The 22639-nt window shown below is 64.4% G+C and carries 18 protein-coding genes; 10 read left to right on the top strand and 8 right to left on the bottom strand.

All coding sequences use genetic code 11. The annotated features are described in order from the left end of the window. Positions 1-115: 115 nt before the first annotated feature. A complete protein-coding gene (locus FXB41_RS08325) occupies positions 116-913 on the top strand; it encodes a fumarylacetoacetate hydrolase family protein (protein WP_219681205.1) in 798 nt (265 codons plus the stop codon). A 193-nt stretch (positions 914-1106) separates the two neighbouring features. Here the strand turns inward: FXB41_RS08325 and FXB41_RS08320 are convergent, their stop codons facing one another. Further along, positions 1107-1958, bottom strand: a complete 852-nt coding sequence (locus FXB41_RS08320) for an HpcH/HpaI aldolase/citrate lyase family protein (protein WP_219681203.1) — start codon at positions 1956-1958, stop codon at positions 1107-1109. Continuing rightward, on the bottom strand, positions 1958-2461 hold the full coding sequence (locus tag FXB41_RS08315; RefSeq protein ID WP_376707487.1) for a MaoC family dehydratase: 504 nt from the start codon (positions 2459-2461) through the stop codon (positions 1958-1960). Before FXB41_RS08315 ends, FXB41_RS08320 begins: the two co-directional genes overlap by 1 nt. 179 nt (positions 2462-2640) lie before the next feature. Here FXB41_RS08315 and FXB41_RS08310 point away from each other — a divergent pair, with 179 nt between their 5' ends. Then, complete coding sequence (locus FXB41_RS08310) at positions 2641-3807, top strand: acyl-CoA dehydrogenase family protein (protein WP_007613843.1); 1167 nt, start codon at positions 2641-2643, stop codon at positions 3805-3807. 61 nt (positions 3808-3868) lie between these two features. On the opposite strand, the gene FXB41_RS08305 is transcribed toward FXB41_RS08310, so the two are convergent. From FXB41_RS08305 to FXB41_RS08295, 3 genes are all read right to left on the bottom strand, one after another. Then, positions 3869-5455 carry an AMP-binding protein gene (locus tag FXB41_RS08305; RefSeq protein ID WP_219681199.1) on the bottom strand — a complete coding sequence of 529 codons (1587 nt, stop codon included), beginning with the start codon at positions 5453-5455 and terminating at the stop codon, positions 3869-3871. 33 nt (positions 5456-5488) lie between these two features. Further along, positions 5489-6124, bottom strand: a complete 636-nt coding sequence (gene upp, locus FXB41_RS08300; protein WP_219681197.1) for a uracil phosphoribosyltransferase — start codon at positions 6122-6124, stop codon at positions 5489-5491. Between the two features lie 63 nt (positions 6125-6187). Then, positions 6188-6655, bottom strand: coding sequence for a hypothetical protein (locus tag FXB41_RS08295; RefSeq protein WP_219681195.1), 468 nt, complete (start codon positions 6653-6655; stop codon positions 6188-6190). Positions 6656-7077: 422 nt separating this feature from the next. On the opposite strand from FXB41_RS08295, the gene FXB41_RS08290 reads away from it, so the two are divergent. The 6 genes from FXB41_RS08290 (at position 7078) to FXB41_RS08265 (ending at position 15289) form a co-directional block, all read left to right on the top strand. Continuing rightward, complete coding sequence (locus FXB41_RS08290; RefSeq protein ID WP_219681193.1) at positions 7078-7167, top strand: K(+)-transporting ATPase subunit F; 90 nt, start codon at positions 7078-7080, stop codon at positions 7165-7167. 112 nt (positions 7168-7279) lie between these two features. Then, positions 7280-8983, top strand: coding sequence for a potassium-transporting ATPase subunit KdpA (gene kdpA / locus FXB41_RS08285; RefSeq protein ID WP_219681191.1), 1704 nt, complete (start codon positions 7280-7282; stop codon positions 8981-8983). 24 nt (positions 8984-9007) lie between these two features. Continuing rightward, complete coding sequence (gene kdpB, locus FXB41_RS08280; protein WP_219681190.1) at positions 9008-11125, top strand: potassium-transporting ATPase subunit KdpB; 2118 nt, start codon at positions 9008-9010, stop codon at positions 11123-11125. A gap of 108 nt (positions 11126-11233) precedes the next feature. Then, positions 11234-11839, top strand: a complete 606-nt coding sequence (locus FXB41_RS08275; protein ID WP_219681188.1) for a K(+)-transporting ATPase subunit C — start codon at positions 11234-11236, stop codon at positions 11837-11839. 40 nt (positions 11840-11879) lie between these two features. Further along, positions 11880-14603: a DUF4118 domain-containing protein gene (locus tag FXB41_RS08270; protein ID WP_219681186.1), complete on the top strand. Its 2724-nt coding sequence runs from the start codon at positions 11880-11882 to the stop codon at positions 14601-14603. Then, positions 14600-15289, top strand: coding sequence for a response regulator (locus FXB41_RS08265; protein ID WP_219681184.1), 690 nt, complete (start codon positions 14600-14602; stop codon positions 15287-15289). Before FXB41_RS08270 ends, FXB41_RS08265 begins: the two co-directional genes overlap by 4 nt. Positions 15290-15417: 128 nt before the next feature. Here FXB41_RS08265 and ku read toward each other — a convergent pair whose 3' ends face one another. Continuing rightward, entirely contained in the window at positions 15418-16302 is an 885-nt protein-coding gene (ku, locus tag FXB41_RS08260) for a non-homologous end joining protein Ku (RefSeq protein WP_007595745.1), read from the bottom strand. Between the two features lie 117 nt (positions 16303-16419). Here ku and ligD point away from each other — a divergent pair, with 117 nt between their 5' ends. Next, positions 16420-19089 carry a DNA ligase D gene (gene ligD / locus FXB41_RS08255; RefSeq protein ID WP_219681293.1) on the top strand — a complete coding sequence of 890 codons (2670 nt, stop codon included), beginning with the start codon at positions 16420-16422 and terminating at the stop codon, positions 19087-19089. A 93-nt stretch (positions 19090-19182) separates the two neighbouring features. On the opposite strand, the gene FXB41_RS08250 is transcribed toward ligD, so the two are convergent. Further along, the gene (locus FXB41_RS08250; protein WP_007595743.1) at positions 19183-19347 is read right to left on the bottom strand and encodes a DUF3309 family protein; all 165 of its coding nucleotides are present in this window, start codon (positions 19345-19347) and stop codon (positions 19183-19185) included. 184 nt (positions 19348-19531) lie between these two features. Between FXB41_RS08250 and FXB41_RS08245 the strand changes: the two genes are divergently transcribed. Continuing rightward, a complete protein-coding gene (locus FXB41_RS08245) occupies positions 19532-19849 on the top strand; it encodes a polyhydroxyalkanoic acid system family protein (RefSeq protein ID WP_219681182.1) in 318 nt (105 codons plus the stop codon). Positions 19850-19852: 3 nt separating this feature from the next. Here the strand turns inward: FXB41_RS08245 and treY are convergent, their stop codons facing one another. Then, positions 19853-22639, bottom strand: a complete 2787-nt coding sequence (gene treY, locus FXB41_RS08240; RefSeq protein ID WP_219681180.1) for a malto-oligosyltrehalose synthase — start codon at positions 22637-22639, stop codon at positions 19853-19855.

Below are 22639 nucleotides of genomic sequence, written 5' to 3'. Positions count from 1 at the left end.
GTTCTCGTCGATCAGAGGACGTGCCGGTGCAGCATTGCTGGCATACTGAATATTGATTATCAGGCGGGTCGGCGCGCATGATGCGCCCAACGAACATAAAAAGGGAGCACAAAACATGAAAGAGATCTCACCAACGCGACGAGAGCTGCTCGCAATTGCCGCGGCCGCAGGTGCTGTCTCGATCGCGGAAGTTGCGCCGGCTGCGGCGCAGACCGGGCCGAAGCCGATCTTTCCAGTGCCGATGGTCACCATCCCGATCGTCGGCGAAACCCAGGTGTTCCAGGTCCGACGCATCTACTGCATCGGGCGCAACTACGCGGCGCATGCGATCGAGCGCGGCTCGGACCCGAACCGCGAGCCGCCGTTCTTCTTCCAGAAGCCGACCGACGCAATCCAGAACGTCGCGATCGGCGAGGTCGCCGATCATCCCTATCCGTCGCTGACCAAGAACTATCATCACGAGGTCGAGCTGGTCGCCGCGCTGAAATCCGGCGGCAGCAACATCCCGGCCGAGAAGGCGCTCGACCACGTCTATGGTTACGCGCTCGGCCTCGACATGACCCGGCGCGATCTCCAGAACGGCATGGCCGCGGAGAAGAAGCCCTGGGAGATCGGCAAGAGCTTCGACCACGCCGCGGTGCTCGGCCCGATCCACCCGGCCAGCAAGACCGGCCATTTCGACAAGGGTGCCATCTCGCTCGCGATCAACGGCACAGTGAAGCAGAGCTCGGATCTCAGCAAGATGATCTGGAGTGTGGCCGAGCAGATCGCAAAGCTGTCGGAAGCGTTCGAGCTCAAGGCCGGCGACATCATCTATTCCGGCACGCCCGAGAATGTCGGTCCGGTCGTGAAGGGCGACGTGCTGTTGTGCAAGCTCGACGGCTTGCCGGACATGTCGATCAAGATCGTCTAGCGGCGGGCTTCCGCTCTCCCCAACTGCGTAACCTGAGGGGCGAGACGTTTTCGCTTCGTCATGCCCGGGCTTGTCCCGGGCATCCACGTTCTTGGGCGCCGGTTGTGTGGAAGCCCGTGAATGGCCGGGACAAGCCCGGTCACGACGACGCTGAGAGTGGCCTCGATCCCTTGTCGCAGCGCGGCGTCCTGCTCTAGCTCTGGCCGAGAATCTTCATCGCAGCACGAAGATGCGGCTTGTCGATCATCTCGCCGTCGAGGCGCAGCGTGCCGGAGTTCGGATTGCTCGCGAATGCTGCGATCACCTTCTCGGCCCAATTGCGCTCGGCCTCGGTCGGTTCGAACGCCGCGTTGACCACGTCGACGTGCTTGGGATGGATCAGCGCTTTCGCCGAAAAACCGTCGCGCCGCGCCGCGCGCGTTTCCTGTTCGAGCCCCGCCAGATTGTCGATGTCGGTATAGACGGTGTCGATCGGCGCGACCTCGGCCGCGGCCGCCGCCATCAGGCAGAGATCGCGCGCCAGACGATAAGGGCTGTGGAACACGCCGCCTGACGCCTTTTCAGTAGCGCCGAGCGAGGCCGAAAGATCCTCCGCGCCCCACATCAGGCCCGCGAGGCGAGGGGAGCAGCCCTTGTAGCTGCCGAGCCCGAAGATCGATGCTGCGGTTTCGGTCGCGACGCAGACGATGCGCGTTGAGCCGATGGCGATGCCAGCCGCAGCCTCCAAAGCTTCGAGCCAGGTGGCGACCTGCCGCACGTCGTCGCCGCCCTGCGATTTCGGCAGCACGATGCCGTTGGGTTTGCCTGGAATCACCGCCGCGAGATCGGCGAGCGTCATGCCGGTGTCGAGCGCGTTGACCCGGACATAGAGCTGATGGGGCTTGTTGCGGCCGTTGAGCATCGCCAGCGTCAATCCGCGCGCCTCCGGCTTCTTGTCGGTGACGACGGAATCCTCGAGATCGATGATCAGCGCGTCGGCGTTGCCTTCGCTGGCCTTCTCGAATTTGCGCGGGGAGTCGCCCGGCACGAACAGCATCGAACGCATCAGACCGGCCTCTTGTGCATCATCGCCATGCGGCGGCATTTGCCGACGATTTCGTCGTTCTGGTTGAGAGCGTGGTGCTCGAACTCGACGATGCCCGCCTTGGGGCGCGATTTGGATTCCCGCAACGAAAGCACCTTCGTCGTCGCCCGCAAAGTGTCGCCATGGAAGACCGGTTTCGGAACAGTGACGTCGGTCATGCCCAGGTTGGCAACGGTGGTTCCCATGGTCGTATCATAGACCGTCATGCCGATCATGATGCCGAGGGTGTAAAGGCTGTTGAAAATGCGCTGGCCGAACTCGGTCTGGGCCGAAAAATGCGCGTCGATGTGCAGCGGCTGCGGATTGAGCGTCAGCAGGCTGAACATCGTGTTGTCCATCTCCGTGACGGTCCGGGTCAGCGGATGCCTGAACTCCTGGCCCACGGAAAAGTCCTCGAAATAAAGTCCGGCCATCGCGGTTTCCTCCCTGCGAAATAACGGCGCGCTCCTACAGTCGCGCCGCATGACCCTATGCATGGTACACACAGTTGATGGGGAAATTCACGTATCTGTACCCTGTTTTTCAAGTTAAAGAACGCAAGCGAAGGCACGTTCGGGCGCACCAATCCGCCACGGCCTTCGAGTGGGGAACGCGACGAGGGGGAGATTGCGCGGTCGCTTCTCCCAAGAAGGAGATCAAGAATATGGATTTCGCGCTCACCGCCCAGCAGGAAGCCATTCGCGACGCCGTCGCAAAGGTTTGCGAAGACTTTCCCGACGCCTATTGGCTGAAGAAGGACCACGACGGCGGCTTCCCGCACGACTTTCACAAGGCCATGGCCGACGCCGGCTGGCTCGGCATCTGCGTGCCAGAGGAATATGGCGGCTCGGGCCTCGGCATCACCGAGGCCGCGATCATGATGCGCGCCATCGCGGAATCCGGCGCCGGCATGTCCGGCGCCTCCGCGGTGCACATCAACGTGTTCGGCCTCAATCCTGTGGTCGTGTTCGGCACTGAAGAGCAGCGCAAGCGCATGCTGCCGCCGATGGTCGAGGGCCGCGAGAAGGCCTGCTTTGCCGTCACCGAGCCCAACACCGGCCTCAACACCACCCAGCTCAAGACCCGCGCGGTGGCCAAGAACGACCGCTACATCGTCAACGGCCAGAAGGTGTGGATCTCGACCGCGCAGGTCGCGCACAAGATCCTGCTGCTGGCGCGCACCACGCCGCTGGAGGACGTGCGCTCACCGACGCATGGGCTGAGCCTGTTCTATACGGACTTCGATCGCAACAGGATCAAGGTCCACGAGATCGAGAAGATGGGCCGCAAGGTCGTCGATTCCAACGAGCTGTTCTTCGAGGATTTCGAGATCCCCATGGAAGACCGGATCGGCGAAGAAGGCAAAGGCTTCCAGTACATTCTCGAAGGCATGAACCCCGAGCGCATCCTCATCGCCGCGGAAGCCGTCGGCCTCGGCAAGCTCGCGCTGTCGCGCGCGACCGAATACGCCAAGACCCGCGTCGTGTTCAACCGCCCGATCGGCAAGAATCAGGGCATCCAGCATCCGCTCGCGGTGAACTGGGTCGAGCTCGAGGCGGCCTGGTTGATGGTGATGTCGGCGGCCTGGCAATACGACAAGGGCATGCCTTGCGGCGGCGCCGCCAATGCCGCGAAATACATTGCGGGTGAGGCCGGATATCATGCCTGCGAGCAGGCGGTGATGACCCATGGCGGCTTCGGCTACGCCAAGGAATTCCATGTCGAGCGTTACTTGCGCGAAGTGCTGATCCCACGCATCGCGCCGGTCAGCCCGCAGCTTGCGCTCAGCTTCATTGCGGAAAAGGTGCTGGGGCTGGCCAAGTCATACTAGGCTTGAGCGCGCACCATTGCGGGGCGCTGCGATGGTTGCCTCCAAGCGAAGCCCATAAACGTTATTCCGCAGCGATCCGGTCCATCGCCATGGCCCGAAGCCGGGCGCGCTGGATCTTGACGCCATTGGCGCTGTCGGTGACGGGGAAGGCGTCGACGACATAGATCCGCGCCGGCACCTTGTAGCCTGCGAGCCGCTCGCGCAGGCATGCAACCAGCGTCTGTTGCTGCGGCGGGTCCTCCTGGGAATCCTGGGCGGCGATCACGAAGGCGACGCAGCGCGCCTGGCCCTTCAGATCGACCGCGACGACCTGGGCATCGGCGACCCCAGTGCAGGATTTGAGCTCGTCCTCGATCTCGCCGGGAGCCACGAGAAAACCGCCGAGCCGCATGGCGTCGCCCGCGCGAGTCTCGTAGACGAAGGAGCCGTTGCCGCGCCGCCGGCCGATGTCGCCGGTGCGGAAGAAGCCGTCCGCGGTGATCGCATCGCGGGTCGCGTCGGGGTTGTTGAAGTAGCCGAGGAAACATGACGGCGCACTGATCTCGATCTCGCCGGAGACCCCGGGAGCTGCGAGCTCGCCGGTCTCGGTGTTGCGCACGCGGACCTCGGCCTCCGGCGACATCGGCCAGCCGCCGCCCTCGATCCGGTCGGCGAAGGCGTCGGTGGCGCGGCCGATCGAGAACAGGGCCTGCACCTCGCTCGAACCGTAGAGGCCGAACAGCGGCATGCCGCGCGCCTCGGCCTCGGCGGCAAGCTCGCGCCAGCCAGGCTGGAACGCGGCGAAGCCGCAGATTTCGAGATACGGGAACGGCCGCGGTCCATCGGTGAGCGCAAGGATGCGGCGGAACATCTCGTCCGAGCCGAATGAGTGCGTGATCTCGCGCTCGGCGAGGATCCTGGCCGCCGGTGCGGCCTCGAAGGCATCGAGCACATGGACGGTCGCGCCGGCTGCGATGAAGCCGAGCAGGCTGGTCATGCCGAAGGTACCGCAGAACGGCAGCATCGCCAGCAGCGAATGGCGTTGCGGAGAGAGTCTTAGCGCCGTGGCAACGGAGGCGGCGTGCGTCGCCAGCGTGCGCTGCGAATGCGCGACAAGCTTCGGTCCCTTGGTGGTGCCCGATGTCGTGTAGAGCAGAACCGGCAGATCGAAATCATCCTGAGCAGGCGGGGCAGGCGGATAGCGCTTCTCGAAGGCATCGAGGCGCACGCAGGGCCATTGGGCGGCAATCTCATCCGCGCCGACCACCGCGATCTCTCGCAGCGCAGGCACGTCGTCCTTCGCAATGTCGGCGAGAATAGCGACAAAGTCGATCGAGCGGAACGCGGCTTCGATCACCATCAGACGGGCGCCGGACAGCTTCAGGAGATGCGCGACCTCCGCGCTGCGGTAGCGCGTATTGACGGCGGCGACGATTGCCCCACGCCGGGCGGCGGCGAACAGCAGCGCGATCCATTCGATGCGGTTGACCAGCCAGACCGCAACGACGTCGCCCTTGCCGATGTCCTGCGCGGCGAGCCAGGCGGCAGTCTGCTCGACCTTTGCTGCGAATTCCGCGCGCGAGACCGGCGTGCCGTCGAACACGAAGGCCGGGTCGGCGGCGGCTTCGGTCCGGATCAGCGATTGCAGCGAAAATTCGTTAGCGCTCATGGCAACCGGACTAACCCGATCGCGCGAACCTGTCTACTTGGTGCCGAACATCCGGTCGCCGGCGTCGCCCAGCCCCGGCACGATGTAGCCGTGGTCGTTCAGCCGCTCGTCGATCGCAGCGGTCCAGACCGGGACGTCCGGATGTTCGCTCTGGAACTGCGCAATGCCTTCGGGCGCGGCCAGCAGGCAGACGAAGCGGATGTCGCGGGCGCCGCGGTTCTTGAGCAGGGAGGCGCCGGCGCAGGCCGAGTTGCCGGTCGCCAGCATCGGGTCCATCAGGATCACTGTGCGGTCGGACAAATCCTGCGGCGCCTTGAAGTAATATTCCACGGCCTGCAATGTTTCGGGATCGCGATAGAGCCCGATATGGGCGATGCGCGCCGACGGCATCAGCGCCAGCATGCCGTCCAGGAAGCCCACCCCGGCGCGGAGGATCGGCGCCAGCGTGAGCTTCTTGCCGGCGATCTTCGGCGCCTGCATCGGTGCGATCGGCGTCTCGATATCGACCAGCTCCAGCGGCAGGTCGCGCGTCACCTCGTAGCCGAGCAGCATCCCGATCTCGTTCAGGATCTCGCGAAAGCTCTTGGTCGAGCGGTCCTTCTCCCGCATCAGGGAGAGCTTGTGCTGGACCAGGGGATGGGCGACGACGTGGACGTTGCTGCTGCTCATGAAACCGATCTACACGGTTCCGTGAAATTGCGCCAGATCGGCTGACGATTTTCCGCGGCGCCGCTAGCTGAAATTGCCGCAGCCGGCCGGCTCGTAGAGCGGGTCCAGCGACCGACGCACCGAGGGGGCGCCCGGCCGCGATAGCTCCATGGCCGACGCTTGCACCTCAACGAAGGCGGACAGCAGGGCCAGCGCGAGGTCGGCATGTTGCGCCTCGATCGCGGCATCCAGCCAGTCCGGCAATTCGCGTTCGCGCGAGAGCGCGCAGTGCCATTCGCCGTCGTCGTAGGCGATGCGGCGGACCTGCCATAGCCGCAACTCGAGCTCCATCAGCAACAGCGCAGTATCGGTCCAGGCTTCCGCGTCGATCAGGTGCATGAGGCGTGCCGTGTGCTCGCTCTGGCCAAGCGACGGGACGCGCCGGCAGGTTTGCATGACGTCGAGCATCAAGGACGGCGTCATTGCCTGCGCGCGACGGAGGCGTGCGCTGAGCGATGCTGGATCTTCATGTCGGAGAGCGGCGGCGGTCATCTCAGGCCTCCTGGAATCGGCGTCGGTCAGTCGGCCGGCGTCTCCAGGATGGCTAAAGCGGCATTTGAAAACGAGATGAGAAGGGAGCGAGAGATATAGGGATTTCATAAATGTCCCTAGTCCGATCAGCACGGCGCCCCCGGCCTTTATGAGATTCCTATAACGTCGCCAGACCCCTCATCTCGAAAACCTATGCCCGTGCTGGCACTTCAGCACGGTCAAAAGTCCCGGTCGGCACCGTGGACATGCGTTGCAGTCATCGCGTGCCTCGCCGGGTCGCAGAGAAATGGTTGTGCCGGACCTAAGGACGCAACGAGGAGCAATCCCATGATGGACATTCTGATGCTGGCGCTGGGCTTCGCCTTCTTCGCCCTTGCGATCGGCTACACCTACGCCTGCGAACGACTGTGAGGGAGCGGACCATGATGTTCGATTATGCGCTCGCCAGTGCGGTCTCGTTCGGCCTGCTGATCTACCTCACTTATGCGTTGCTGCGGCCGGAACGGTTCTGACCTGTGCTGTTGCTCGTCGAGTTGCTGCTGGCTGATGCCGCGCTCGTCGCAGGCCTGCTCGCGATAGTTCTGCCGCTTCTGCGCGGGACACGAAGTCTGAAGGGTTAATGCCATGACTGTGCTCGGTTGGTTCCAGATCATTCTATTCTGCGTCGTCATCGTCGCGCTGGCGAAGCCGCTCGGCTGGTACATGACGCGTGTATTCAACGGCGAGAAGACGTTTCTTTCGCCGGTGCTGCGTCCCATCGAGGCCGGCATCTACTGGTTCTCCGGCGTCGACGAGAAGCGCGAGCAGCATTGGCTGACCTATACGGTCGCCATGCTGCTATTCCACGTCGGCGGTTTCCTGATCATCTATGGCGTGATGCGGCTCCAGGCCATTTTGCCGTTCAATCCCGCCGGGCAGGGCGCGGTCGCCGAGGACCTCTCCTTCAACACCGCGATCTCCTTCATCACCAACACCAACTGGCAGAACTACGGCGGCGAGAGCACGATTTCCTATCTCGTGCAGATGCTCGGCCTGACGCACCAGAATTTCCTGTCGGCTGCAACCGGCATCGCGCTGGCGGTGGCGCTGATCCGTGGCTTCTCGCGCGCCTCGACGCGCACCGTCGGAAATTTCTGGGTCGACGTGACACGCTGTACGCTCTACGTGCTGCTGCCGATCTGCATCGTCTACACGCTGTTCCTCGTCTCGCAGGGCATGCCGCAGACGCTCGGCGACTATGTCGAGGCCACCACGCTCGAGGGCGCCAGGCAGACCATCGCGGTCGGCCCGGTTGCCTCGCAGGTTGCCATCAAGATGCTCGGCACCAATGGCGGCGGCTTCTTCAACGCCAATGCCGCGCACCCGTTCGAGAATCCGACCGCGCTGTCGAACTTCGTCCAGATGCTGTCGATCTTCGCGCTGGGCGCCGCACTGACCAACGTGTTCGGCCGCATGGTCGGCAACCAGCGTCAGGGCTGGGCGATCCTCGCCGTGATGGGCGTGCTGTTCGTCGCCGGCGTTGCCATTACCTATTGGGCGGAAGCCAACGGCACCTCGACGCTTCAGGCGCTAGGCCTCGTCGGCGGCAACATGGAGGGCAAGGAGGTCCGCTTCGGGATCGTCGCGTCCTCGCTGTTCGCCGTGATCACGACTGCGGCCTCCTGCGGCGCGGTCAACGCCATGCATGACAGTTTTACCGCGATCGGCGGCATGATTCCGCTGATCAACATGCAGCTCGGCGAGATCATCGTCGGCGGCGTCGGCGCCGGCCTTTACGGCATGCTGCTGTTCGTCGTGCTCGCGATCTTCGTCGCGGGACTCATGGTCGGCCGCACGCCGGAATATGTCGGCAAGAAGATCGAGGCGCGCGAGGTCAAGATGGCGATGCTTGCGATCCTGGTGCTGCCGCTGATGTATCTTGGCTGGACCGCGGTCGGCGTTGTCTATCCGGCTGCGGTCGCCTCGATGGCGAATGCCGGGCCGCACGGCTTCACCGAGGTGCTCTACGCCTTCACTTCGGCGACCGGCAACAACGGCTCGGCCTTTGCGGGTCTCACCGGCAACACCTTGTTCTACAACCTCACGCTCGCCAGTGCGATGTTCGTCGGCCGCTTCTTCATGATTATCCCGGCGATGGCGATCGCCGGGTCGCTTGCCGCCAAGAAGTCAATCCCGGCGTCGGCGGGCACGCTTCCGACCACGGGCGGGCTGTTCGTCGGTCTCGTCGTCGGGGTGATCCTGATCATCGGCGGCCTCACCTTCTTCCCGGCGCTCGCACTCGGTCCCATCGTCGAGCATCTCGCGATGAACGCCGGCAACCTCTTCTGATCGAGCTCTCTCGGAGTTACGTCCATGGAATCTGTCCCTAAACCAAACAAGCGCATGCCGGTTTCGGCGATGCTCGATCGGAAGATCGTGATACCCGCGATCCGTGCCTCCTTCGCCAAGCTCAATCCTCGGTTGATGGTGAAGAACCCCGTGATGTTCGTGGTTGAGATCGTTGCCGCGCTCACCACCGTGATTTTTCTGCGCGATGTCCTCACGGGAGGTGTCGGCCTCGGCTTCACCTTCCAGATCATCCTCTGGCTCTGGTTTACGGTGCTGTTTGCCAATTTCGCCGAAGCGGTCGCCGAAGGCCGCGGCAAGGCGCAGGCCGAATCCCTGCGCAAGACCAGGACCGAGAGCCAGGCCAAGCTGCTGACCGGTGTCGGCCAGGCCTTCAAGCTGGTGCCAGGCACAAGCCTTAAGGTCGGCGATGTCGTGCTGGTCGAGGCCGGCGACACCATCCCTTCCGATGGCGAGGTGACCGAGGGGGTCGCCTCCGTCAACGAAGCCGCCATCACCGGCGAGTCCGCACCCGTGATTCGCGAATCCGGCGGCGATCGCTCGGCCGTGACAGGCGGCACGCAAGTGCTGTCCGACTGGATTCGCGTCCGCATTACCGCCGCGCAAGGCTCGACCTTCATCGATCGCATGATCAAGCTGGTCGAGGGCGCCGAGCGGCAGAAGACGCCGAACGAGATCGCGCTCAACATCCTGCTGGCGGGCCTCACCATCATCTTCGTGTTCGCCACCGTCACCATCCCGAGCTATGCGGCCTATGCCGGCGGCTCGATCTCGGTGGTTGTGCTGGTCGCGCTGTTCGTGACGCTGATCCCGACCACGATCGGTGCGCTATTGTCGGCGATCGGCATTGCAGGCATGGACCGCCTGGTGCGCTTCAACGTGCTGGCGATGTCGGGCCGCGCGGTGGAGGCGGCCGGCGACGTCGACACGCTACTGCTCGACAAGACCGGAACGATCACGCTCGGCAATCGCCAGGCCACGTCGTTCCGCCCGGTGCGCGGCGTGACCGAGCAGGAGCTGGCCGACGCGGCGCAGCTCGCCTCGCTCGCCGACGAAACGCCCGAAGGGCGTTCCATCGTCGTGCTGGCGAAGGAGAAATACGGCATCCGCGGCCGCGACATGGCCGAGCTTGGCGCGACCTTCATCCCGTTCACGGCGCAGACCCGCATGAGCGGCGTCGATGCCGGCGGCTCGTCGGTGCGCAAGGGGGCGGTCGATGCCATGCTCAACTACGTCGGGGGCGGTACGCCGCTGGCCGTTGCCTCCGGCAACACCGTCCGCACCATCCAGCCGATGGCGCTCTCGGACGTCGGTCGCGAGATCCAGAGCATTGCCGACGATATCGCCAAGGCCGGCGGTACGCCGCTCGCGGTCGCCAGGGACGGCAAGCTGCTCGGCGTCATCCAGCTCAAGGACATCGTCAAGGGCGGCATCCGCGAGCGCTTTGCCGAGCTGCGGCGCATGGGCATCCGCACCGTCATGATCACCGGCGACAATCCCATGACGGCCGCCGCGATTGCAGCGGAAGCCGGCGTCGACGACTTCCTGGCGCAGGCAACCCCGGAGGACAAGCTCAAGCTGATCCGGGACGAGCAGGCCAAGGGCAAGCTGGTGGCGATGTGCGGCGACGGCACCAACGACGCGCCGGCGCTCGCTCAGGCCGACGTCGGTGTCGCCATGAACACCGGCACTCAGGCCGCCCGCGAGGCCGGCAACATGGTCGATCTCGACTCCAACCCGACCAAGCTGATCGAGGTGGTCGAGATCGGCAAGCAGCTGCTGATGACGCGCGGTGCGCTGACGACTTTCTCCATCGCCAACGACGTTGCGAAGTATTTTGCCATCATTCCGGCGATGTTCCTGGCGTTCTACCCGCAGCTCAACGTGCTCAACGTGATGAACCTCTCGAGCCCGCAGAGCGCCATCCTGTCGGCCATCATCTTCAACGCGCTTGTTATCATCGCGCTGATTCCGCTCGCACTGAAGGGCGTTGCCTATCGTGCAGTCGGCGCCGGCGCACTGCTGCGACGCAACCTCTTGATCTACGGGCTTGGCGGCATCGTCATTCCCTTCATCGGCATCAAGGCGATCGACCTCGTGGTGACCGCTTTACACCTGGCCTAACCGCGTCATTGCGAGGAGCGAAGCGACGAAGCAATCCAGACTGCTTCCGCGGAAAGATTCTGGATTGCTTCGCTTCGCTCGCAATGACGAACGAAATAGGAGAAATACATGCTCAGAGAAATTCGCCCCGCGATCGTCCTGCTGCTGGTGCTCACCGCCATCACCGGCCTCGCTTATCCACTCGCGATGACAGCCATTGCCGGCGCGATCTTCCCGGCGAAAGCGAACGGCAGCCTGATCGAGCGCGACGGCAAGGTGGTCGGCTCCGCCCTGATCGGGCAGGCGTTCAAGGAGGACAAGTACTTCCACGGCCGTCCTTCGGCGACGCTGGCGCCGGATCCGAGTGATTCGACCAAGACCGTTTCGGCGCCCTATAACGCCGCGAACTCGGGCGGCTCCAATCTCGGCCCGACCAGCAAGGCGCTGGCCGACCGGCTGAAGGAGGACGTGGACAAGCTGAAGGCGGAAAACCCGAACGCGAACGTGCCGGTCGATCTGGTCACCACCTCTGCCAGCGGCCTCGACCCGGACATTTCGCCGGAAGCCGCGCAATTTCAGGTGCCGCGGGTCGCCAAGGCGCGGAATATGCCGGAAGAGGCTGTGAAGCAGCTTGTGGCCGCCAATGTCCAGGGTCGTTTGCTCGGTCTGCTGGGCGAACCGCGCGTTAACGTATTGGCGTTGAACCTCGCGCTCGACCGCGCCGCCGCGAAGTAGCGGACTAGGCTCGCGGCGCCCCGATGATTATATTGGCCTGATGGTCCGAGAGCGCCGCGATCCCGAACAACGTCCGTCGCCGGAGGCGCTGCTGGAAGCCGCGCGCCGGGAGGAGAGCGTCAGCGGCAAGCTGAAGATATTCGTCGGCGCCGCGCCCGGCGTCGGCAAGACCTATGAGATGCTGCAGAGCGCCCATGCCAAGCGCAAGGCCGGCGTCGATGTCGTCGTCGGTTTCGTCGAGACCCATGGCCGCACCGAGACCGAGGCGCTGGTGCGCGGGCTGGAAGTCGTCCCGCGCAAGAAACTCGATTACCGGGGCCAGATCGTCGAGGAGATGGATCTCGATGCCGTGATCGCGCGCCGCCCGAAAGTTGCGCTGGTCGACGAACTCGCTCACACCAATGCCAGCGGTAGCCGCCATCCCAAGCGCTATCTCGATGTCGAGGAACTGCTGTCCCACGGCATCGACGTCTATACCGCGGTCAACATCCAGCACATCGAAAGCCTGAACGACGTCGTCGCCCAGATCACCCATGTGCGGGTGCGCGAGACGGTGCCGGATTCGGTGTTCGACCGCGCCGACGCCATCGAGCTGATCGACCTCACGCCCGACGATCTGATCCAGCGATTGAAGGAAGGCAAAGTCTACGTCCCCAGGCAGGCTGAGCGGGCGCTGGACCACTACTTCTCGCCGGGCAACCTCACCGCGCTGCGCGAACTCGCGCTGCGGCGCACGGCCGAACGCGTCGACGAGCAGCTTCTCACCCACATGCAGGCGAACGCCATCGCAGGCCCCTGGGCCGCGGGCGAGCGCATCCTGGTCTGCGTCAGCGAGGATCCACGCGCGGCCGGCCTCGTCCGCTACACCAAGCGGCTGGCCGACCGGCTGCACGCTCCGTTCACCGCGGTCTCGATCGAGACGCGGCGGTCGCTGCAATTGTCCGACGAGCAGCGCGATCGGCTTGCCGACACTCTGCGGCTCGCAGAGTCGCTGGGCGGTGAAGCCTTGACCATTCCCGCTGTCGGCCGCCACATCGCCGACGACATCGTCAACTTCGCTCAGGGCAACAACGTCACCCAGATCGTGATCGGCAAGTCGACGCGCTCGCTCTGGTTCGAGATGACGCGCGGTTCCGTCGTGCACGATCTGGTGCGCCGCGCCGGCAATATCAGCGTGCATGTCATTCCTGGCGACGAACTCACGAGCGAGCCGGCGCCGAAGACGACGGTGCAGACCGCAACGCGATCGGACCCGTTCGATGCCAGGCCCTATCTGAAGGCGCTCGGGATCACCGCGCTTGGCCTCGCTGCTGCCGTGGCCATCAAGCCGTATTTCGGCATTGAGAACGTCGACCTGATGTTTCTGACCGCCGTGGTGACGGTTGCCGTGCGCTACGGATTGTGGCCGTCGTTGCTTGCGAGTGTCGCGGCGTCGCTCGCCTACAATTTCTTCTTTCTGCCGCCGGTCTATACCTTCACCATCACCGATCCGACCAATGTCGCGGCGTTCTTTTTCTTCATGCTGATTGCGTTCGTGGTGTCGAACGTCGCGGGGCGGGTCCGCACCCAGGCCGATGCTGCGATCGGTCGCATCCGGACCACCGAGCAACTCTATGCATTCAGCCGCAAGCTCGCCGGTACCGGCACGCTCGACGACGTGCTGTGGGCGACCGCCTACCAGATCGCGCTGATGCTGAAAGTCCGCGTGGTGCTGCTGTTGCCGGAGGACGGCCTGCTCACGGTGAAGTCGGGCTATCCCCCCGAAGACGATCTCGATCAGGCCGACCTTGCCGCCGCCAACTGGGCCTGGAGCAACGACCGCCCTGCAGGCCGCGGCTCGGACACGCTGCCGGGTGCAAAACGGCTGTTCCTGCCGATGCGCACCGGGCGCGGCCCGATCGGGGTCATCGGCATCGACGACGACCGCACCGGTCCCTTGCTGACGCCGGACCAGCGCCGGCTGCTCGATGCGCTGGTCGACCAGGGCGCGCTGGCGATCGAGCGCGTGCTGCTGGTCGAGGACGTCGATCGCGTCAAGCGCTCCGTCGAATCCGAGCGGCTGCGTTCCGCATTGTTGACGTCGATTTCACACGACCTGAAGACGCCACTCGCATCCGTGCTAGGTGCGGCCTCGACCATGCGCGATCTCGCCAGCGCGCTCTCCGACACCGAGAAGCGCGACCTGCTCGCGACGGTCATCGACGAATCCGAACGGCTCAACCGCTTCATCGCCAATCTGCTCGACATGACCAAGCTCGAATCCGGGGCCATCGTGCCCAACACGGCGTTGCACGATCTCGGAGAGATCGTCGGCAGCGCGCTCCGGCGGGCAGCCAAGATCCTCACCGCCCACAAGGTGGAGCTGGAGTTGGCCGCAGACCTTCCTATGCTCCAGCTCGATGCGGTGCTGTTCGAGCAGGTGCTGTTCAACCTGCTCGACAACGCCGCCAAATATTCGCAGCCCCACGCCACGGTTTCGATCCGCAGCCGGCGCGACAGCGATCATGTGGTGCTCCAGATTGCCGACGAGGGCGACGGCATTCCGTCGGAGGAGCTCGAGAGCGTGTTCGACAAGTTTTATCGCGCGCAGAAGGGCGACCATGTCCGTCCCGGCACCGGGCTCGGGCTCGCCATCTCCCGCGGCTTCGTCGAGGCGATGCATGGCACGATCTCGGCCGCGAATCGCAGCGACCGGAGCGGCGCGGTTCTGACCATCCGCCTGCCCATTCCGGCCCCGACCCACGCATTGGATACCGCCGCATGAGCGCAGCCCCGATCAAGGTGCTGGTCATCGACGACGAGCCGCCGATCCGCAAATTGCTGCGGATGGGGCTCTCGACGCAAGGCTATGAGATACTGGAGGCGTCGAACGGCAAGACCGCGCTGGAGAAGCTCAGCGAGGGCCCCGCGCTGATCATCCTCGATCTCGGCCTTCCCGACATCCAGGGCCATGAGTTGTTGCGTACCATCCGCGCCCGCAATGACGCGGTGCCGATCGTGGTGTTGTCGAGCCGTGGCGACGAGGCCGGCAAGGTGGAGGCGCTCGATCTCGGGGCCGACGATTACCTGACAAAGCCGTTCGGCATGGACGAGCTGCTGGCGCGCCTGCGCGCGGCGCTGCGGCACCAGCTTCAGATCCAGGGCGAACGCCCGGTGTTTCGTGCCGGCGATCTCTCAGTCGATCTGGTGCGCCGGATCGTGAAGGTCGGCGAGCGCGACGTCAAACTGTCGCCGAAGGAATATGACCTCCTGCGTGTGTTGGTGCAGCACGCCGGCAAGGTGCTCACTCACCGCTTCCTGCTGAGGGAGCTCTGGGACGAGTTGACCGACGCGCAATATCTGCGCGTCTATGTCCGCCAGCTCCGGCAGAAGATCGAGGCCGATCCGGAACGGCCGCAATATGTGCTGACGGAGACGGGGATTGGGTACAGGCTGAAGGCGGGGGATTAGGCTGCCCACGTGCGACGGGCGGCGCAAGCCTGCATCAGCATCGTCATTGCGAGCGCAGCGAAGCAATCCAGACTGCCTCCGCGGAAAGATACTGGATTGCTTCGCTGCGCTCGCAATGACGGATTAAATCAACCCGCCTTCCTCTGCCGCGCCGTCGATCGGTGCGTCTTCTTTGGGGCCCTGGTTCGCCCCGATGCTCGGCGCGCATGGGACTTCGCCGCCGTCTTCTTCCCACCGCGTCCCTTCAAGCTCTGCTTCAGCGCATCCATCAGGCTGACGACATTGCTCGGCTTCTCCTCAGGCTCCGGCAGTTCGATTGTCTTGCCGCTGGCCTTGCGCTTCACCAGGGCCTTCAGCGCGTTCTCGTAGTCGTCCTTGAATTTGCTCGGATCGAAATGGGAGGCCTTGGTCTGGAGGATATGGCCGGCGAGCTCAACCATGTCCTTGGTGATCTTCGGGCTCTTGATGTCGTCGAAGAACTGGTCCTCGTCGCGCAGTTCGTAGGGGAAACGCAGCGTGGTGCCGAGCAGTCCCTTGCCGAGCGGCTCGATCGCGATGATGTGCTCGCGATTGGTGAGCACGATTTTGGCGAGCGCGACGCGATCCTGGTCCTTCATGGCGTCGCGGATCACGGCAAAGGCATCGACCGCGGCTTTGCCGTCGGGCGCGATGTAGTAGGGATGGTTGAGGTAGCGCTGGTCGATCTCGTCGCTCGGCACAAAGCTCTCGATGTCGATGGTGTGGTTGCTCTCGATCTGGACCGCTTCGAGCTCCTCCGGCTCGATCTCGACATATTTGCCCTTGCGCAGCTCGTAGCCGCGGCCCTTCTGGTCGCTCTCGACGACGTCGCCGGTCTCGGCGTCGATCATCTGCTGCTTCAATCGGTTTCCGGTCTCGCGGTTGATCATGTGAAACCGCGTCTTCTCGGCCGCGGTGGTCGCCGGATAAAGCACAACGGGGCAACTGACCAGCGAGAGCTTCAACGTTCCCTTCCAATAGGCGCGCGGTGCCATTCCGTTCTCCAGCGTCTGCGAGTCATTTTGGAACCCCAACCGTCCCGCGGGGTTTTGGTTCCGGGTGGGATGCGGGCCGTGATAGGCTTTCACGCCAAAGAGAATCCGGGACCAGTCGTGCTGCAAAAGCTCTCCAAGTATCGACAGAAACGTGATTTCGAGAAGACGCCGGAGCCGTCGGGCAAGGCCGCGGTGGCGCCATCGAAGCAACGGCGCTTCGTGATCCAGAAGCATGACGCTTCGCGGCTGCACTACGATCTGCGGCTCGAGTTCGATGGCGTCTTCAAGTCCTGGGCGGTGACGAAAGGGCCCTCGCTCGATCCGCACGACAAGCGGCTGGCCGTCGAGGTCGAGGACCATCCGCTCGACTATGGCGACTTCGAGGGCACGATTCCGGAAGGCCAGTACGGCGGCGGCACGGTCATGCTGTGGGACCGCGGCACCTGGGAATCCGAAGATCCCGAACGCGGTTTCAAGAAGGGCGATCTGAAATTCACACTGCATGGCGAGAAGCTGCACGGCAGCTGGGTCCTGGTGCGCATGCGCAACGATCGCACCGGCGGCAAACGGACCAATTGGCTCTTGATCAAGCATCGCGACGAATATGTTCGCGAGGGCGCAGACAACGACATTCTCGAGGAGGACAAGTCGGTCGCCTCAGGGCGCGCGATGGAGCAGATCGCCGGAGGCAAGGGGCGCGCGCCAAAACCGTTCATGCTGGCGAAGGGCACCAAGGCCAAGGCCGACGCGGTCTGGCAGTCCGATCGGGCGGACGAGGCGAAAGGGCGCACGGTCAAGCCGGCGCCGCGCGCGGCGTTGAAGGCCGGCAGGACGGCAAAGAAGAAAGCCACGACCGCGAAGAACGCGGCGGAGATGCCGGACTTCGTCGCGCCGCAGCTCTGCACGTCGGTCGAGCGCCCGCCGGGCGGCGATGGCTGGTGCCACGAGATCAAGTTCGACGGCTACCGCGTGCAGCTGCGGGTCGAGGGCGGCAAGGCGACGTTGAAGACGCGCAAAGGCCTCGACTGGACCGAAAAATTCGCGAGCATCGCGAAAGAAGCGGGCGCGTTACCGGACATGATGATCGACGGCGAGATCGTCGCGCTCGACCATAATGGGGCACCGAACTTTTCGTCGCTCCAGGCGGCGCTGTCGGACGGCAAGACCGAGGAGCTCATCTTTTTCGCCTTCGACCTGTTGTTTGCGGAAGGTCTCGATTACCGCCGGCTGCCGCTCGGCGAGCGCAAGGCGCGGTTGAAGGAGCTGCTGGAGGCGCGCAAGCGCAAATCGAGCCAGATTCGCTATGTCGAGCATTTCGAAAGCGGCGGCGACGCCGTGCTGCAATCGGCCTGCAAGCTCGAGCTCGAGGGCGTGGTGTCGAAGAAGCTCGACGCGCCCTATCGCTCGGGGCGGACGGAAAGCTGGACCAAGGCCAAATGCCGTGCCGGCCATGAGGTCGTGATCGGCGGCTACAAGACCACCAATGGCAAATTCCGCTCGCTGATGGCCGGCGTGCACCGCGGTGATCATCTCGCGTTCGTCGGCATGGTCGGCACCGGTTTCGGCGCCGACAAGGTCAAGCGCATCATGCCGTCCTTGAAGGCCATGGAGGCGAAGCAAAGCCCCTTTGGCGGCAAGAACGCACCGAAAAAAGCGCGCGAGGTGCACTGGCTGAAGCCGGAGCTCGTGGCCGAGATCGAGTTCGCCGGCTTCACCGCCGACGGGAATATCCGCCAGGCCGCCTTCAAGGGTCTGCGGCAGGACAAGCCGGCGGAGGAGGTGGAGGCTGAGACACCGGTCGATACCGAGCTTGCCGAGCCCTCGACGAAGCCGCGCGCGAAAGCGAAGACCGGCGCACGAACGGCCCAGGCCGGCGGCAGTGCCGAAGTGATGGGAGTCGTCATCTCCAAGCCGGACAAGGAGCTCTGGCCGGACGATGGCAATGGCGATCCCGTCACCAAGCTGGACCTCGCGCGCTATCTCGAAGCCGTCGGCGAATGGATGATCGCGCATCTCAAGGGTCGGCCGTGCTCGCTGATCCGCGCCCCCGATGGCATCAAGGGCGAATGCTTTTTCCAGCGTCACGCCATGCAGGGGACATCGAATCTTCTGGAGCTCGCAAGGGTCTCCGGCGATCGCAAACCCTATTTGCAGATCGACCGCATCGAGGGGCTCGCCGCCGTAGCGCAGATCGGCGGTGTCGAGCTGCATCCCTGGAATTGCGCGCCCTACGCCTACGATACCCCGGGCCGGCTGGTGTTCGATCTCGATCCGGCGCCCGACGTCGTCTTCGCCGAGGTCGTCGATGCCGCCAAGGAGATGCGGCAGCGGCTGACCGACATCGGCATGGAAAGCTTCTGCAAGACCACCGGCGGCAAGGGCCTGCACGTCGTGGTGCCCTTGCGTCATGGCGCGCGCGACCAGGTGAGCTGGAAAGAGGCCAAGGCCTTCGCGCAAGGCGTTTGCCAGTGGATGGCGGACGACGCTCCCGAGCGCTATCTGCTCAACATGTCGAAGAAGCTGCGCAACGGAAAGATCTTCCTGGATTATCTGCGCAACGATCGCATGTCGACGGCGGTGGCCCCGCTGTCGCCGCGTGCGCGCGCCGGCGCCACCGTGTCGATGCCGCTCACCTGGGCGCAGGTGAAGACCGATCTCGATCCGAAGCGCTATACGTTGCGGACGGTGCCTGGGCTGCTGCCGCGGTCGAAGGCGTGGGATGGTTATGACGATGCGGCCGTGTCGATCAAGGCAGCGATCAAGAAGCTCGCGGGGAAAACGAAGTAGGGTGGGTTAGCGGAGCGTAACCCACCACTTCTGTTGACACGGAAAGAAAGAGGTGGGTTACGCCTTGCGGCCAACCCACCCTACCGAGCCCGGCTAGATCCGTCCCAGCAGGAGCAGGATCAGCAGGATCACGATGACGAGCCCGAGACCGCCGCCGCCGTAATAGCCGGTGCCGTAGAACGGGCCGCCGCCGATGCCGCTGAAGCCGCCGAGCAGCGCGATGACCAAAATGATCAGAATGATCGTACCGATAGACATGCCAAATCTCCTCCAGCCCTTCGTTGAAGGGTCTCTTGCAACCTGTCCCGTTGTGCGAGGGCAACTTGCCGCAGGTTTTATAGTTCCGCCTATGAAACACGGGGTGCACGCGCAACTTGCATGGAACCTTTGTGGTACCGGTGGGCATGATTATGTGAGGTTCAATCACTAACGGGGCAGAGCCATGTCAGCACCGCTTGTCGTCTCTATTCCCCACCGCCTCGGCCGCGAGGAGGCGGTACGCCGGCTCAAGACCGGGCTCGGCCGTGCTGCCGCCAGCATTCCGGTGATGCAGGTCGAGGAGGAGCGCTGGAGCGGCGACAGCATGAATTTCCGCATCCGCGCGCTCGGGCAGATCGCGACGGGGCAGGTCGACGTCGCCGACGATCATGTCAAGGTGCAGGTCGTGCTGCCCTGGCTGTTGCAGCGCTTTGCCGAGATGGCGCAGGCCACGATCCGCAAGCGCGGCCAGCTGCTGTTGGGCAAAGACGCGAAAAGTTAGCGTTCAAGCGCGGGCGCGCTGCCGCACCGGCTTCGCCGCGTCCACGGGCCGCGCCGGGATGACCGAAGCGGGAAAACCGCGAAGCGCCTGCGCGAGCGGCAGATCGTTGCCGGCGAAACCTGGCATGCTGTAGCCCGTGACGTCGATGGTGGCGTCGGCCTCATCGAGCGCCGGCCATTCGCGTCCTGCTTGCGTGAAAGGCGCGAAGTGGCGCCCGACAATGACGATCGCAGCAGTGCGGCCGTGGCGGCGGGCAAAGGCCACGACATGGTCGGCATGTGCGCCCCGCACCTGAAGCGGCTGGTAGTCGCCTCGCGCGAAGACGTCGGACAACTCGTTGCGCAGCTTGAGCAGGTGCCGCGTCCAGGCCAGCTTGAGCTGGCCGTCCGGCCAGCTCTTGATCAGGTGATTCCAATCCGGATTGTCCAGCGTGCCCAGCGCCGCGTGTCGCGCGGAAAAATCCACCGGGCGGCGGTTGTCGGGATCGACCAGCGACAGGTCCCAGAATTCGGTCCCCTGATAGAAATCGGGCACGCCCGGCAGAGTCGCCTTGAGCGTGAGCTGGCTCAGCGCGTTCAGCGCGCCGAGCAGCGCGACGCGGCGAGCCAGGGTTTGCAGCGCCTCCAGGAACTCGCCTGATTGCGCGGGATCGAGGATCTTCGCGATGAAGCTCTTGACGCCGCTCTCGTAGGCCTCGTGCGGGTTGAGCCAGCTGGTCTCCTCCTTGCCCTCGCGCGCGGCCTTGAGCGCATAGGCCTGGATACGCGCGACGAAACCGGCATCGGCCGTCTCTACAAGCGGCCAGGCGCCGAGCAGCGTCTGATAGAGCATGTATTCGAACGTTGCCGACGGAGCGCGCAGATTGCCGTCGAGCGCGAGGTGCGGCGCGTTCAGGACTTTCCAGCGTGCCACGGCGCTGGTCCATTCGCCGGGAATTTCACTTAAGGCAGCGATCCGCGCGCGGGCGTCCTCGCCACGTTTGGTGTCGTGCGTGGCGGTCGCCGTCATCCCTTGCGGCCATTCCCTGGCGCGGGCCTGCATGGTCTCGTGGAAAGCGGGAATGGTGAGGCCCTTGCTCGCGGGATCGCCGCCGACTTCGTTCAGGGCGAGCAGCCGGTGGAATTGATAGAAGGCAGTGTCCTCCAGCGACTTCGCCATCATCGGCCCGGTGAATTGCTGCACCTTCAGCGCAAAGCGGCGCACGCGCGGGGCGCTGTGCGGGGGACGGCCGGGCTTGAGCAGGTCCATGGTGAGGGCGTCGCGCAGGAAGTCGAAAATGCCTTCGTCTGCGGCGAACCATTCCTGGCGAGCGGCCTCGATGGTGTCGTCGATCAGCTTGCGATCGTTCGCGGTCGGCGCGCTTGTCGTCAAATAGGTGCGGTACACCGGGAAATGCAGCACGTAGAGCTCGAGCGCCTGCCGCAGGCTGTCGGCGGAAAAGTCGCGGGTGGAGTAGTGCCCGTTGGCGATGCGTGCAAGCAGGCGCGTCAGAACCGTGAATTCGCTGGTCAGTAGTGTCTCCAGCACGCGCCGTTTGGCGTCCTTGACGTAAGGCGCGAGCCGCGGCGGCCGGTTGCTGATCTGCCGCCAGGTCTCGTCCAGCGCCTCCAGCCCCTTGGGGTCGACCAGAACGTGGGTGATGGCATTCATCCACTCATAGCCGGTGGTGCCCTGGACGCCGGCGAAATGCGGCAGGCGCTCGTGCTCGCACAGGATTTTCTCGATCACCGTATAGAACGGCTTTGTGGTGCCCTGAGCGTCGCGCACCAGGCGGCGCAGCCGCTGGCAATATTGCGCGGGATCGCGCAGGCCGTCGATATGATCGAGCCGGATGCCCTGCAGTTTGCCGTCGGCAATGAGTTGCTTCACCAGCCGGTGCGTGGCGGCGAACGTGCCGGGATCCTCGACGCGCATGCCGGCGAGCCCGTTGACGTCGAAGAAGCGGCGATAATTGATGTCGCTGGAGGCAAGCCGCCAGTGCCCGAGCTTGTAGTGCTGGCGCTCCAGCAAATGATGCAGCGCCAGCGTCTGCGCGGGGCGGTCCTTGGCGGCGCGATAGGCGCCGAGGCCGCGCGCGATGATATCGGCGCTGCCTGCGATCTCTTTGAGCTCCGCCTTGAAGCCGGGCGCTTCCTTGCGGTTGGGGCGGCGCAGTCCCGTGTAGCGGGCCGCCAGCGACAGCAGGCGCTTGCCGGCCTCGGTTTCGGCGGCGTCGGCTTCCTTCACGATCATCCGCAGCATCTCGCCATAGCGCTCCGGCGCGATCGGCAATCGATGCTCGAAATACCAAGCGGAAAAACTACCTTCGTTGGGATCGTAGCGCAGCTCGATATCGCCGCTCTCGAGCGCTTCGCCATAGGACGCTCCGAGGATCGGCAGCAGCACGCCGCCACGGGCGCGGAAAGCCAGTTGATCCCAGTCGATATCGAAGGAGACGGCATGCGGCGAGGCCTGGCCCCATTCCAGCACGTCCAGCCACCAGGGATTGTCGGCAAAGTGAACGCCGACGTGGTTCGGTACGAAATCGATGATGAGGCCGAGGTCGTGTCGCGTCAGCGCCTCGCTCAGCCGCGCGAAGCCGGCCTCGCCGCCGAGCTCCGGATTGAACTGGCTGTGATCGACGGTGTCATAGCCGTGGGTCGAGCCCTTGCGGGCCTTCATCACCGGCGAGGTGTAGAGATGCGTGATCCCCAGCGCCTTCAGGTAGGGCACGACTGCGGCGGCCCTGTCGAAATCGAAATCCGCGGTGAGCTGAAGCCGGTAGGTTGCGAGAGGAATGGCTGGAGGCAT

The organism is Bradyrhizobium canariense, from assembly GCF_019402665.1.
Classification (GTDB): Bacteria; Pseudomonadota; Alphaproteobacteria; order Rhizobiales; family Xanthobacteraceae; genus Bradyrhizobium; species Bradyrhizobium canariense.
The sequence above is the reverse complement of the archived record's forward strand: the minus strand, read 5'-3'. Positions and strand labels throughout refer to the sequence as shown.